Origin of the sequence: Pseudomonas machongensis (assembly GCF_034961125.1) — a bacterium.
In the GTDB taxonomy this organism is placed as follows: domain Bacteria; phylum Pseudomonadota; class Gammaproteobacteria; order Pseudomonadales; family Pseudomonadaceae; genus Aquipseudomonas; species Aquipseudomonas machongensis.
In genome coordinates this window covers 324,853-337,626 of the sequence record NZ_JAYFUI010000187.1, presented here as the reverse complement: position 1 = coordinate 337,626, position 12,774 = coordinate 324,853, and the positions used below count along the sequence as shown (strand labels likewise).

At 63.4% G+C, this 12,774-nt stretch carries 13 protein-coding genes; 9 read left to right on the top strand and 4 right to left on the bottom strand.

The genetic code is table 11. The annotated features are described in order from the left end of the window. Positions 1 to 5: 5 nt before the first annotated feature. Genes VA602_RS20350 through VA602_RS20340 form a run of 3 tightly spaced genes read right to left on the bottom strand, consistent with a single transcriptional unit; the run spans position 6 to position 1,383 of the window. Positions 6 to 311, bottom strand: a complete 306-nt coding sequence (locus VA602_RS20350) for a DUF6482 family protein (protein WP_323454141.1) — start codon at positions 309 to 311, stop codon at positions 6 to 8. After that, complete coding sequence (locus VA602_RS20345) at positions 308 to 844, bottom strand: DUF3833 domain-containing protein (protein ID WP_323454140.1); 537 nt, start codon at positions 842 to 844, stop codon at positions 308 to 310. Before VA602_RS20345 ends, VA602_RS20350 begins: the two co-directional genes overlap by 4 nt. Positions 845 to 846: 2 nt before the next feature. Beyond that, positions 847 to 1,383, bottom strand: coding sequence for a chalcone isomerase family protein (locus VA602_RS20340; protein WP_323454139.1), 537 nt, complete (start codon positions 1,381 to 1,383; stop codon positions 847 to 849). Between the two features lie 225 nt (positions 1,384 to 1,608). Between VA602_RS20340 and VA602_RS20335 the strand changes: the two genes are divergently transcribed. Together VA602_RS20335 and VA602_RS20330 are read left to right on the top strand one after the other, a co-directional pair. Next, entirely contained in the window at positions 1,609 to 1,836 is a 228-nt protein-coding gene (locus tag VA602_RS20335) for a hypothetical protein (protein ID WP_054894638.1), read from the top strand. Positions 1,837 to 1,912: 76 nt separating this feature from the next. Further along, a complete protein-coding gene (locus VA602_RS20330; protein WP_323454138.1) occupies positions 1,913 to 6,040 on the top strand; it encodes a CheR family methyltransferase in 4,128 nt (1,375 codons plus the stop codon). Positions 6,041 to 6,216: 176 nt separating this feature from the next. On the opposite strand, the gene VA602_RS20325 is transcribed toward VA602_RS20330, so the two are convergent. Next, a complete protein-coding gene (locus tag VA602_RS20325; RefSeq protein WP_054894636.1) occupies positions 6,217 to 6,612 on the bottom strand; it encodes a low affinity iron permease family protein in 396 nt (131 codons plus the stop codon). Between the two features lie 300 nt (positions 6,613 to 6,912). On the opposite strand from VA602_RS20325, the gene VA602_RS20320 reads away from it, so the two are divergent. The 7 genes from VA602_RS20320 to VA602_RS20290 all read left to right on the top strand — a co-directional run bounded on the left by VA602_RS20320 (position 6,913) and on the right by VA602_RS20290 (position 11,854). Further along, positions 6,913 to 7,056, top strand: a complete 144-nt coding sequence (locus VA602_RS20320; protein ID WP_153774704.1) for a hypothetical protein — start codon at positions 6,913 to 6,915, stop codon at positions 7,054 to 7,056. Between the two features lie 74 nt (positions 7,057 to 7,130). After that, on the top strand, positions 7,131 to 8,075 hold the full coding sequence (locus VA602_RS20315; RefSeq protein WP_239502749.1) for a DUF72 domain-containing protein: 945 nt from the start codon (positions 7,131 to 7,133) through the stop codon (positions 8,073 to 8,075). Beyond that, positions 8,072 to 8,845 carry an endonuclease/exonuclease/phosphatase family protein gene (locus tag VA602_RS20310; protein WP_200602599.1) on the top strand — a complete coding sequence of 258 codons (774 nt, stop codon included), beginning with the start codon at positions 8,072 to 8,074 and terminating at the stop codon, positions 8,843 to 8,845. Before VA602_RS20315 ends, VA602_RS20310 begins: the two co-directional genes overlap by 4 nt. After that, complete coding sequence (gene clsB / locus VA602_RS20305) at positions 8,842 to 10,044, top strand: cardiolipin synthase ClsB (protein WP_323454137.1); 1,203 nt, start codon at positions 8,842 to 8,844, stop codon at positions 10,042 to 10,044. Before VA602_RS20310 ends, clsB begins: the two co-directional genes overlap by 4 nt. Further along, positions 10,044 to 11,003: a lysylphosphatidylglycerol synthase domain-containing protein gene (locus VA602_RS20300; RefSeq protein ID WP_323454136.1), complete on the top strand. Its 960-nt coding sequence runs from the start codon at positions 10,044 to 10,046 to the stop codon at positions 11,001 to 11,003. The genes clsB and VA602_RS20300 overlap by 1 nt, the downstream gene beginning before the upstream one ends. A 27-nt stretch (positions 11,004 to 11,030) precedes the next feature. Then, complete coding sequence (locus tag VA602_RS20295) at positions 11,031 to 11,459, top strand: hypothetical protein (protein ID WP_323454135.1); 429 nt, start codon at positions 11,031 to 11,033, stop codon at positions 11,457 to 11,459. 17 nt (positions 11,460 to 11,476) lie between these two features. Then, positions 11,477 to 11,854, top strand: a complete 378-nt coding sequence (locus tag VA602_RS20290) for a Rho termination factor N-terminal domain-containing protein (RefSeq protein ID WP_323454134.1) — start codon at positions 11,477 to 11,479, stop codon at positions 11,852 to 11,854. Positions 11,855 to 12,774: the final 920 nt, after the last annotated feature.

Genomic DNA, 12,774 nt, shown 5'->3' with positions numbered 1-12,774 from the left:
TTCGCCTACCACTGGGTGGCCAGCGTTATCGGGACGCGCAGTGGTTCGATGGGGCCGTCACGTTGCCCGCACATCTCATCATGTACCACGTGCTGCACCAGCGTGCAGGGCACGGCTGGCAGGCCCGTCAGCAACTGGCGTAGCTCGGTGGTGGAGCGCACGCGCAAGGGCTGCCCATGGGCATCGTTCAGAGTCACGGGGCCAGCGTCGGTCAAGGCACGCAGAAGGTAGAAGCCGCCCTCCAGCGACAGCAGTTCCAGCGCCTTCGCTTCGCCGGTCGAGACCCATTGAAACAGCGTGACCAGGTTCACGGCGTACCCTCCGGGAGGCGGCGGAAGAACAGGGTGATCTGGCCGATTTCCACGCCCAGCTTGCTCATACTCGAGCGATTGATCAGGGTGTCGTCATCCATCAGGTACATCCAGTCGTCCAGGTCCACTTGCCAGTTACGCCCGTCGACAGGCAGGTCAAGCTGATAACGCCAGCGCAACGCGTTACCCGCCACTTCCCCCCTCGCCTCGCCAATGACGTCCCCCGCCGTTCCGCGCCAGCGGCCAGGACCATCGGGCACCAACCGCCAGGTGCGTTCCTGACGGGTGCCATCGCTATAGAGAAAATGTTCTTCGAGGATCAGATGCTCACCTTCACGACGGCTATCGATGCGCACATGAAAGCGCTTGACCACCTCACCGGAGCGCTTCTGGAACATCCCCCAGGCCTGTACCGGCCGCGAGAAGAACGCCACCAGGTCGAGCTTCGGCTGCTCCTGGGCATAGCGTTCGACCCCGACATTGCCACAGCTGCCCAGAAGCAGACACAACGCCAGCAACAGTGCTTTGTACATGTTCAGCGTCCTCGTTCACTGCCAGTCAGCCCGAGCAGGCGCTGACGCAGTTGTGGGTCCCTGGCACGTGGATCGAGCCAGATGGCAAAGAATGTCCGGGCAAAGGCCGGGTCGTTGATTTCGCGGCTCAATTCACCCTCGACGTAAAAGCGGCACCCCTGCCCCGGCAGGTACAAGCCTGTAATTCGTATCCCGGGGCGCACGTCCACGAATGCCGCTTCGAGCGCCTGGGTCCAAGCCGAGCGTTGCTGTGGCGCAATGCCGCCAGCGTTGAGACGATGCATTTCCTCGAGGCTGGCCTGTACCAGCGTGTCCTTGGACAACGACCGGTGATAGAGAAGCTCGAGGGCGAACGGCTGATTCCAGTCCAGCGCCGGCCCCAGCGTCCATAACTGGGCGGTGTAAAGACGCAGGCCGAACCAAGTGAACTCACCCGCACCCAACCGCTGCGCTCCGGGCAACTGCGAGCGCCAGTCCGCCGTCGCCGAAAACGCAACGATCAGCAGGCAAAGGCACGTCCAACGAGCACTGTGAACCATATTGACCTCGAGCGCGGCCCAATACTGTACAAAGATAGCACGATGTACAGATATTCTACCTTCATGTACAGATTTTTCCATTCGCCTCCAAGCCACGGGCCCAGTCGGTGGTCGCAGCTGAAATCAAAAAGAGCTGCCCGTTGAGCCATCCGGTCAAAACGTCCGCACTTATTTGCCTGCGCGGTAGTCATAGGTCTGAATACCACCTCGCCTACCGGAGCTCCCATGCCCACGACCCGCGCCTGCCAACAGCTCGCTCTGGAGCAGAATCGCCGGCTGTTCGCCAGCGCCTATGAACTCGACCACGCAGCCTTTGCCCTGCTCGAAGGCGTCGGGCTCGACGCCTTTGACTTCGACCATTACCAAAGGCTGCGGCGCAAGGCAGCCGAGCGTTATCAGGAGGCCATCGAGCATCTGGCCCTCCTCGAGGGCAACCGCTCATCGCCAAAGTGAGCGCCAACCTATAATCTGCGCCCAGTGCCCGGGGATTCGCACCAGGCCATTTCCCAGTCCGTACAAGGCTGATGCCATGAAGTCGTCCAGCAAAACGTCCCTCGCCTCGCCGCACAACTCGGCGCTCAGCCCCAGCCACCTGGATTTCCCCGTGGTCGGCATCGGCGCCTCAGCCGGCGGCTTGGAGGCGATCCGTCGTTTCTTCCAGCACGCCCCGGACGACTCCGGCATGGCCTTCGTCGTCGTTCTTCACCTCTCCCCGGACCACCAGAGCCAGGCCGACCGGATCATCCAGGCTGTCACCCGCATGCCGGTACGCCAGGTCAGCGAGCCGGTGCCGATCGAACGCAACCATGTCTACGTGATCTCGCCGGCCAATCGCCTGTCCACCAACGACGGCTACCTGCGGGTAACCCCGGCCAAGCGCAGCCGCGGCGATCATGTGGCCATCGACCTGTTCTTTCGCGATCTGGCCGACGTGCACAAGGACCATGCGTTCTGCGTCGTGCTCTCGGGAACCGGTAGCGACGGCGCCGTAGGCCTGACACGCATCAAGGAGCAAGGTGGCGTGACCCTGGTGCAGGCACCCGATGATGCCGAGCACCCCGACATGCCCCGTGCGGCGCTGGCCACCGGCATGGTCGACCTGCTGCTGCCGGTGGCTGAAATGCCTGGGCGCCTGGTCGAGTTGTGGCGCACGGCGCGCCAGGTGAAACTGCCGGAAATCGAAGACGACAGCCTGCCGCCGCCACTGGGAGAGCGTGAAGGCGACCCGGTGGCAAGTGACCCGTTGCTGGATGAGATCCTGCTGACGCTGCAAGGCGATACCGGACACGATTTCAGCCATTACAAGCGCGCCACCGTACTGCGCCGTCTGGAACGCCGCCTGCATGTCACCGGCCAGACAGAGCTGGCCGGCTACCTCGACTTCCTGCAACGCCATCCGGAGGAGTCGCGGGCACTGCTGGCCGACATGCTGATCGGAGTGACCAATTTCTTCCGCGACCGCGAAGCGTTCGAAGCGTTGCAGCGCCATGTCATGCCCGGCCTGGTCAACAAGGATGCCAGCGAAGAGTCCGCGCACGAGGTACGCCTCTGGTCAGCGGGCTGCTCCACCGGCGAGGAGGCCTACAGCCTGGCGATGTTGGTGACCGAACAGTTGGCGGTGGAACAGCGCAGTGCCCAGGTGCAGGTATTCGCCACCGACCTCGACGAACGCGCCATCGCTATCGGTCGCGCCGGCCGGTATCCGGATGCCATCGCCACCGACGTGTCACCGGCGCGCCTGCGCCAGTTCTTCATCAAGGAAGAACAGCACTTGCGGGTACGCAAGGAAATCAGGGAAAAGGTCCTGTTCGCCCGTCACAACCTGCTATCCGACCCGCCGTTCTCCCAACTTGACCTGATCGTCTGCCGCAACCTGCTGATCTACCTGGACCGCGAGGTGCAGCGCGATATCCTGCGCCTGTTCCATTTCGCCCTGCGTCCAGGCGGCCATCTGTTCCTCGGTAGCTCCGAATCGACTGACCTTGCGGCCGAGCTGTTCGTCGCCGTGGACAAACGCAACCGTATCTTCCGCGCCCGAGAAGTGCCGACCACCAGCCATCCGCCGCGCCTGCAGGCCCCGGAGCCTGCGCTCGCGCCACCGGCCCGCGCGCGTAGCACTCGCCGATTGTCCTACGCCGAGATCCACCACCGCGCACTCGCCCGCTGCACGCCGCCCAGCCTGGTGGTCGATAGCGAGGGCAATATCCTGCACATGAGTGAAGGTGTCGGACGCTTTCTGCGCCATGCGGGTGGCGAGCTCAGCCACAACCTGCTCAGCCTGATCATCGCGCCTTTGCGGCCGGCCCTGCGCAGTACCATGCTGCAAGCGCAAGGCAGCGGCCAGGCGGTGACCTCGCGCAGTGTCGCGGTCAACCTCGACGAACAGCCCACTACCGTGCAAATCCTGATCCAGCCGCACCAGGATGACCCCAGTGGTACCGATTGCCTGCTGGTGGTGTTCCAGACAATCGAAGTCGATAGCAGCGCCAGCACCAACGCGGCCGCCGAGCAGACCGAAGGCATGGTGCTGAGCAACCTGGAGCGCGAACTGCACCGCACGCGGCTGCAACTGCAGGAAACCATCGAGCAATCGGAGTTTTCCAGCCAGGAGTTGACCGCCTCCAACGAGGAAATGCAGGCGATCAACGAGGAACTGCGCTCGGCCAGCGAGGAACTGGAAACCAGCAAGGAGGAGCTGCAGTCGATCAACGAAGAGCTGCTGACGGTCAACTACGAGCTCAAGACCAAGGTCGAGGAGACCGACAAGGTCAACGACTACCTGAGCAACCTGATCGCCTCGACCGACATCGCCACGGTCTTCGTCGACCGTAACCTGTGCATCCGCTGGTTCACCCCACGGGCCACCGACATTTTCAGCATGCTGCCGGTGGACACCGGGCGCTCGCTACTCGATATCACCCATCGTCTCGACTACCCCGGCCTGGCCGACGACGCCCGTGCAGTGGTCGAGCGCGAGACCACCATCGAACGCGAGGTCGTCGGCCACAACCAGCACTGGTACCTGGCCCGCTTGCTGCCCTACCGGGCCAGCGAGCGCAACGTCGATGGCACCGTGCTGACCTTCATCGACATCAGCCAGAGCCGCGCCGCGGAAGAACGCTTGCGCCAGGGCGAGGAACGCATGCGCCTGGTGGCCGAAAGCACCCATGACTTCGCCATCATCCTGCTTGACGAGCAAGGTCTGATCACCGACTGGAACACAGGCGCCGCGCTGATTTTCGGTTATGGCAAGGACGAGGTCCTCGGCCAGCACTATCAGCTGATCTTCACAGAACAGGATCAGGCCAGCGGTGTGCCGGAACACGAGCTGCGCAGCGCCCGCCTTCATGGGCGTGGTCAGGACGAGCGCTGGCACGTGCGCAAGGATGGCAGTCGCTTCTACTGCAGCGGCGAGGTCTCCCGCCTCAAGGGCAGCAGCCTGCGCGGCTACGTGAAGATCGCCCGCGACCTCACCGGCCACAAGCGCCTGCACGACGAGCAGAGCAAGCAACTGGCCGAGTCGCAGAGCAGCAGCCACATGAAGGACGAGTTCTTCGCCGTCATGTCCCACGAGCTCAAGCATCCGCTGAACCTGATCCAACTCAACGCCGAGATCCTGCGCCGCTCGCCGGCGGTGAAGTCTGCCAGCGCCGCCAGCAAGGCTGTCGGGATCATCTGTGACGCAGTATCCAGTCAGGCGCGGATCATCGACGACCTGCTCGACGTCGCCCGCATCCGCACCGGCAAGCTCAAGCTCAAGACCCAGTTGATCGACCTGTGCGCAGTGCTACAGGGCATCCATGCGGTGGTGCTCAACGAGCAGCATCCTTGCACCGTGCGCCTGGCGTTACCGGCCGATGGCGCGCCGGTCTACGTCGAAGCCGATGGCACGCGGCTCGAACAGATCATCTGGAATCTGCTGAACAACGCCTTGAAATTCAGCCCAGCAGGCAGCGAGATTCGCGTGGCGCTCGCCAGGCGAGATACTCAAGCCCACCTGGAGGTGATCGACCAGGGCGTGGGCCTGACCGCGGATAGCCTCGAGAGCGTTTTCGACCTGTTCACCCAGGCTGCCCCGCAGTCGTCCGGCAACCACCGCGACGGGCTGGGCATCGGCCTGTCGCTGGTGCGCCAGTTGGTCGAGGCCCATGGCGGGACGGTGGCGGCTTATTCTCCGGGGCTTGGTTGCGGCAGCACCTTCACGGTCTCCCTGCCATTGACCGCACCCGAGCACCAGGCCACGCCAGATGCGCCCGAGCAGGCCAGCGACGGCCGGCTGGACGGTATCAAGGTGCTGCTGGTAGACGACTCGAAGGAAATCCTCGAGGTCATGCAGCAGTTGCTGGAGATGGAAGGTGCGAACGTCGAGGCCTACAGCGACCCGCAAGCAGCGCTCGAGGCCGCCGCCGAGGGACGCTACGAGATCATCCTGTCCGATATCGGCATGCCGATAATGGACGGCCATGCCCTGATCAAGGCGCTACGGGGCCTGGAACACCTGCGCTACACACCGGCCATTGCCCTGACCGGCTACGGCGCCAGCGCCGACCAGTACCGCTCACGCCAGTCAGGCTTCGATCGCCATCTGAACAAGCCGGTGGGCTATGACGAACTGGTCGAGGCCATAGAGACACTGTGCGGATCGGTGCCGTATTGACCTGGCTCTGCGCCGTCAAAGCGCGGGCCATGGGCACCTGGCTGGATTCGCCGCCCAGTGTGGCGATGTTCATTCGCCTCTACTGCAGTGCCGTGGAACAGCGCTTTTAGAGGAGATCACGGAGTCGATCGGGTCAGTTGGGTGAATCATTCGACTGGCCCTGTCTTCTTCCAGGCTCAGTCAGACGTGTCCTTTTCCTGAGCATCACGGCTCGCTTTTGCCGAGTCGTGCTCACCCATTCGCTGGTAATGCTTGCGCAGCGCATGCAGTTCCGCCGGCCCCATGTCCTCAAGGTCCAGCAGCGCCTTGTGCGCCCGCTTGGTGGTGCGCAGCAGCTCGTCGATCTTGATGTGCAACTCGTCGTTGTCGCGGTTCTGGGTGTTCTGGATCAGGAACACCATCAGGAAGGTGATGATCGTGGTCGAGGTGTTGATCACCAGTTGCCAGGTATCGTTGAAGTCAAACAACGGCCCGCTCACCCCCCAAACAATGATGAGCACTAGTGCGATGGCGAAGGTCATCGGACGTCCACTGCGGTTGGCCAACCATTGGGCAAATCGATCGAATTTCATGGTTTACCTCGATGTGTGCTCCTGCATGCGGTGGAGCCCCGCAGCACGGGCAAAGTTCCGGCTTTCTTGCCCCACCGGCGAGCGTGCTCGCAACGCAGGCCATGCGCGGTACTGCTGTTGTTCGCCCGCTAAATGTTTGTCCCGCGGTCCTTCAGGCAACTGGTCTGGAAATCCGAGAATCCTTGCAGTGCGATGACTCGCGCCCAGGTCACAACTGAACACAGGCCTTCCTGTGTTCGACCAGAGGTAGACCCTCATGGCTGACAAAAGCGACTGACCTACTTGCCCAGGAGACCGACCATGAGCGACCCCAATCATCCAGATCCTTATGTCGATGAAGTCCCGCACGATCCCGGCGAGAAGATACCTGCGCCCGATCCGCAACAAGAGGCACCCGACTGGCCGGAAGGCCAGGTACCTCCAGAAGAGCAATCCGACGGCTGAAGGCCCGGCGCTTTCCAGGTAACGCCACTCGTCAATCCTGCTGAACCCTCTCGATCCGCCACGGGTCGCTACTGATGAGTACATCAATCCAGGGGGCTGTGGTGAGCGAGATCCGCATTGGCATTTCCGGTTGGCGCTATGGCCCATGGCGCAAGGACTTCTACCCCAAGGGGCTGCGTCAGGACGACGAACTGGCGTTCGCCTCGCGGGCAGTCAACAGTATCGAGATCAATGGCTCGTTCTACGCGCTGCAGACCCCTGAACGCTACGAGCGCTGGCGTGACGAGACGCCCGACGATTTTGTGTTTTCGGTCAAGGCGCCGCGCTATATCACCCATGTGCGCAGGCTTCGCGAGATCGACGAAGCGCTGGCCAACTTCTTCGCCTCGGGCCCCTTGCTGCTGGGTGACAAGCTTGGACCTTTTCTCTGGCAGTTTCCCCCAAACCTGAAATTCGACGTGCAGCGGTTCAGCGATTTTCTCGCCAAGCTCCCACATGACCGCTCGGCCGCCCGCCGCATTGCCCGCGACGCCGCCGAGCGCCTGCAAGGCAGCGGTGGGACTGCCATCAAGGGCAACGCACGCCTGCGCCACGCCGTGGAAATCCGTCACCCCAGCTTCCTTTGCGACACCTTCATCGACCTGTTGCGCAAACACAAGGTCGCCTTGGTGGTCGCCGACAGCGCGGGCAAATGGCCTTATGTCGAGGAGGTCACGGCCGACTTCATGTACCTGCGCCTGCATGGCGATGTCGAGCTCTACAGCAGCGGCTATACCGCCAGCGCGCTGCGCCGCTGGCGCATGCGTATCCAGGCCTGGGCGGCAGGCGGTCAGCCGGAGGATGCCCAGCGCGTCGTGCGTCGCGCGCCGGCAAAACGTGCCTCCCGTGACGTGTACTGCTACTTCGACAATGACCAGAAAGTGCATGCCCCTTACGATGCCCGCCGCCTGCTGGGCAAGCTCGGCCTTGACGGCGAGCTGGTGACCGAGCCCGGCGTCGAACCGCAGGAGTCGCTATGAACGGAACCTTGCCTGCCCCCCGCTGCATCATCGACAAGGTGACCGCCGTGCACCGCCTGACGGTGCTGACCCTCAACGTGCACAAGGGTTTTACCCTGTTCAACCGCCGTTTCATCCTGCCGGAGTTGCGCGAGGCGGTACGCGCTACCGGCGCCGATCTGGTGTTCCTGCAGGAGGTGCACGGCAGCCATCAGCAGCATGCCGAGCGCCACCCGACCTGGCCGACGGCACCTCAGTACGAATTCCTCGCCGACAGCATGTGGCCGCAGTTCGCCTACGGACGCAACGCGGTCTATCCCCATGGCGACCATGGCAATGCCCTCCTGTCCAAATTTCCGATCCGAGTCCACGACAACCTTGACGTCACGATCCACGGCAACGAAGAGCGCGGCCTGCTGCATTGCCAGCTCGAAGTGCCGGGCCACGAGCAGGTGCACGCGATCTGCGTGCACCTCGGGCTGCGCGAGGAGCACCGGCAACGGCAGGTCGATCTGCTGCTGGCGTTGCTTGACAGCCTGCCCTCGGACGAGCCGGTTATCGTCGCAGGTGACTTCAACGACTGGCGCCTGAAAGCGGATGTGCGGCTCTCGGGGCATCTGGTCGAAGCCTTCGGCAAGCCGGCGCGCAGCTTTCCCGCGCGCCTGCCGCTGCTGCGCCTGGACCGCATCTACCTGCGCAACGCACAAGCCAGCGACGCCCGGGTACTGTCCAGATACCCGTGGTCACACCTCTCCGACCATGCCCCGCTGGTCGCGCAGGTGACGCTATGAAGCTGCCCTGGAGCGAAGGCAATCACGTCCAGTTGCTGGTCAACGGCGAGCAGTACTATCCGCGCGTGCTCGAGGCCATGGCTCAGGCTCGCGAGGAAATACTCCTGGAGACCTTCATCATCTACGACGACAAGGTCGGCCAGGCCTTGCGCCAGGCCTTGATCGACGCCGCTCGGCGCGGGGTAAGGGTCGAAGTCGCCGTGGACGGTTACGGCACCGCCGACCTGCCCGACGCATTCATCGCCTCGATGACCGAGGCCGGGGTCCGTTTCCATTCGTTCGATCCGCAACCACGACTGGCCGGCATGCGCACCAACCTGTTCCGTCGCCTGCACCGCAAGATCCTGGTGATCGACGGACAACGCGCGTTCATCGGCGGTATCAACTACAGCGCCGACCACCTCGGAGACTTCGGCCCACAGGCCAAGCAGGACTACGCCGTGGAGGTCGTCGGCCCGGTAGTGGGCCAGGTGCACGCGTCCTCCTGCCGAATGCTCGCCCCCGTGCTGGATGCCGCCAGCCGAGTCCAGCCGAACAACATCGCCGCAGGCCCGGCCACCGCCGTGCTGGTGGAACGCGACAACCGGCGCCACCGCACCGATATCGAGGCCTGTTATCTGCAAGCCCTGCGCGAAGCCAGGCAACGTATCGTCGTGGCCAACGCGTACTTCTTCCCCGGCTACCGCCTGCTGCGCGAACTGCGCAACGCCGCCCGGCGCGGGGTCGAGGTGACCCTGATCCTTCAGGGGCAACCGGACATGCGCTGGGTCCGCGCACTCTCCCGGCTGCTCTACAACTACCTGTTGCGCGACGAGGTGCGCATCTACGAATACTGCCAGCGCCCGCTGCACGGCAAGGTAGCGTTGGTGGACGACGAGTGGACCACGGTGGGCTCGAGCAACCTCGACCCACTAAGCCTGTCGTTCAACCTCGAAGCCAACCTGCTGATCCGCGACCGGGCGTTCAACGATGTGCTCTACCAACACTTGAGCGAACTGACACGCGAGCACTGCAAAGCCGTGACGCTCGAGCGCATGGTGCGCGGTTACTGGTGGCGTGCCCCCTTGATCTTCCTGGGCTTCCATATCACCCGCTATTTCCCGCGTATCGCCGGCTGGTTCCCGGCACACCGGCAACGCCTGCAGTCGCTGCAAAGCGAAAGCGAGGCTCCGGCCGACTACCAAGAGGGCAAGACCTGATGGCCACGCCACGCTGGAAGACCTGGGGCAAACGCCTGCTGACCGTGCTGTTCCTGGTATTGATCCCGGTGCTGCTGTTCACCCTGGCGCGCAACCTGGACTGGAACGAAGTCAGCCAGTCGCTGCGGGCCTACCGGCCCTCGACGTTGATCCTGGGGTTGCTGCTGGCCCTGTGCAGCTACCTGGTGTTCGCCAGCTACGACCTGCTCGCCCGCGCCTATACCGGCCACCGCCTGCCGGCCCGCCAAGTGCTGCCGGTGGCATTCGTCTGCTATGCGTTCAACCTCAACTTCACCACCTGGGTCGGTGGCGTGGCCCTGCGCTATCGGCTGTACGGCAGGCTGGGCCTGGATACCCCGACCATCACCCGCATCCTCACCCTGGGCCTGTTGACCAACTGGATGGGCTACCTGCTGTTGGCCGGCACCGTATTCGCCTTGGGCCTGGTCAAGCTGCCGGAGAACTGGACGGTAGGGGCCGGCGGCCTGCGTCTGATCGGCGTCTTGATGGTCGTGGTCGCGTTGGCCTACCTGTTCGCCTGCGCCTTCGCCAAGCGGCGCACGTGGGAGCTGCGCGGGCATGAAGTCACCCTGCCGAGCCTGCGCCTGGCGTTGTGCCAGGTGGCCCTGGGTGCAAGCAACTGGGCGTTGATGGCGGCGTTGATCCATCTGCTGCTGCCACCGGAGCTGTTCTATCCCTCGGTGCTGGGTGTGTTGCTGATCAGTTGCGTGGCGGGCGTGGTCGCCCATATTCCGGCCGGGCTTGGCGTACTGGAGGCCGTCTTCCTCGCCCTGCTCCATGGCCAGCTCGGACAGGGCACGCTGGTGGCCGCGTTGCTGGGTTATCGAACGTTGTACTACCTGATCCCGCTGCTGTTGGCGGTGGTCACCTATCTGATCCTCGAGAAACGCGCCAAGGCCTTGCGCCGACAGGTCGAGCCAGCCCTCGACAAGCGCTGATGGGCCGTGGGGCCCGGGAGGTACATCATGCGGATCGTTCCATGTATTGCACTGCTGGCCACCCTGGCCAGCGGCCAGGCAATGGCCGAAGGCTGCGACGTGGTCACGCGCTCATCCAGCGAGGCGGTCAAACCGGTGCAGCAGCACACCTGCTACAGCTACGCCAACATGCCGGCCGAAGCGATTGCCTGGTCGTGCAGCAATGAAAGCAAGGAGATGCTCAACAGCCAGAAACGCCGAGTCGAGCGTTGCGCCGACGGCAGCATCGGCAGCTGCATCGCACCGCTGACCCAGGAAACCCTGGCCAACCCCGATGCCGCGGGGCGCAACGAGCCTTCCACCCGCCCCGCCGTGCCCAAGGAGGCGCGGATCATCACCTACTACTACGACACCCCCAGCCTGGGCCAGGCGCGTAGCGATTGCGAGCGCAGCAACGGTGTCTGGCAGACCCACTGACGTAGAGGAGAACGACCATGCCACGTGGAGAAAAAGACAAGTACACCGATAAACAGAAGCGCAAGGCCGAGCATATCGAACAGAGCTACGAGGCCAAGGGCGTGTCCAAGGACGAAGCCGAAGCCCGCGCCTGGGCCACGGTCAACAAGCAGTCCGGTGGCGGTGAGCGCAAAGGCGGTTCCGGGCAACAGAAAAGCCCGGCGGCCAAGGCCAAAGCGCGGGAGTCCTCGGCCCGGCGCGCAGTCGCGACAAAGCATGGCGTGCCCCGCTCCAGACAGCAGCTGGAGGACATGACCAAGGCCGAGTTGATGGACCGTGCGCGCAAGCGGCATATCGCCGGGCGCTCGACCATGCGCAAGGGAGAGTTGATAGAGGCCTTACGCAAAGTGGCTTGAGCCGCGCCGGCGTCCTTACAGGGCAATTTCAGTGCCGTTGCCGTTGCCGATCAAGAATCGAGCCTCATACCTACTAGCGACAGCTGCGCCAGCCCAGGCACCACCCGTACCTCCGCGACTTCAGGAGGCCGAGCGCAGGACTTGCGCAGGGAGGTGACGGGCATGGATGCCCGTCAAGCGCTGGGGCCCAGGATGGGCCCTGCAGCGCGGTCCTCCCGGGAGCAAGGCCGGAGTGAGGGAACCCGGAGCGAAGCGTAGGGCCGGATGAACGGAGCACAGCGTTTTTTGGTTACTTTTTGTCGCGTCTGACAAAAAGTGACTCGCCGTAAGGGCGAAAAGGTGACTCTGCGTCACCCTCGCGAACGGATATGCTCACAACTGTAAAAACCCACCCCTCTAGCATTCAACTTTCAAAGTGTGTGTTTTGAAAGTTATAAACATATTCATTTACGAGGGAGACGCACAGTCACCTTTTCGCCTTTACGGCGACCTTCTTTTGCACGCGGGCAAAAGAAGGCAAAAACCGCTGGCTCCATTCATCCGGCCCCTACGCTTCGCTCCGGGGTTCCCTCGCTCCGTTCTTGCTCCCGGGAGGACCGCGCTGAACGCCCCTCCTGGGGCGCAGCGCTTGACGGGCATCCATGCCCGTCACCTCCCTCCGCAAGTCCTGCGTTCGGCCTCCTGAAGTCGCGATTGGCGGCGCCTGATCAATCGCGCACTTAGAAGCCTTACGCAAAATGGCTTGAGCCGCGCCTGCGTCCTTACAAGGCAATCTCAATGCCGTTGCCGTTGCCGTTGCCGTTGCCGTTGCCGTTGCCGATCAAGAATCCAGCCTCATACCTCACAAGCGACAGCTACGCCAGCCCAGGCACCACCCGTACCTCCGCGACTTCAGGAGGCCGAACGCAGGACTTGCGAAG

Coding starts and splice junctions, on each gene's coding strand:
- VA602_RS20295 (WP_323454135.1), top strand. CDS start 11,031: ATGCGGATCGTTCCATGTATTGCACTGCTGGCCACCCTGGCCAGCGGC.
- clsB (WP_323454137.1), top strand. CDS start 8,842: ATGAAGCTGCCCTGGAGCGAAGGCAATCACGTCCAGTTGCTGGTCAAC.
- VA602_RS20300 (WP_323454136.1), top strand. CDS start 10,044: ATGGCCACGCCACGCTGGAAGACCTGGGGCAAACGCCTGCTGACCGTG.
- VA602_RS20330 (WP_323454138.1), top strand. CDS start 1,913: ATGAAGTCGTCCAGCAAAACGTCCCTCGCCTCGCCGCACAACTCGGCG.
- VA602_RS20310 (WP_200602599.1), top strand. CDS start 8,072: ATGAACGGAACCTTGCCTGCCCCCCGCTGCATCATCGACAAGGTGACC.
- VA602_RS20315 (WP_239502749.1), top strand. CDS start 7,131: ATGAGTACATCAATCCAGGGGGCTGTGGTGAGCGAGATCCGCATTGGC.
- VA602_RS20340 (WP_323454139.1), bottom strand. CDS start 1,383: ATGGTTCACAGTGCTCGTTGGACGTGCCTTTGCCTGCTGATCGTTGCG.
- VA602_RS20320 (WP_153774704.1), top strand. CDS start 6,913: ATGAGCGACCCCAATCATCCAGATCCTTATGTCGATGAAGTCCCGCAC.
- VA602_RS20345 (WP_323454140.1), bottom strand. CDS start 844: ATGTACAAAGCACTGTTGCTGGCGTTGTGTCTGCTTCTGGGCAGCTGT.
- VA602_RS20325 (WP_054894636.1), bottom strand. CDS start 6,612: ATGAAATTCGATCGATTTGCCCAATGGTTGGCCAACCGCAGTGGACGT.
- VA602_RS20290 (WP_323454134.1), top strand. CDS start 11,477: ATGCCACGTGGAGAAAAAGACAAGTACACCGATAAACAGAAGCGCAAG.
- VA602_RS20335 (WP_054894638.1), top strand. CDS start 1,609: ATGCCCACGACCCGCGCCTGCCAACAGCTCGCTCTGGAGCAGAATCGC.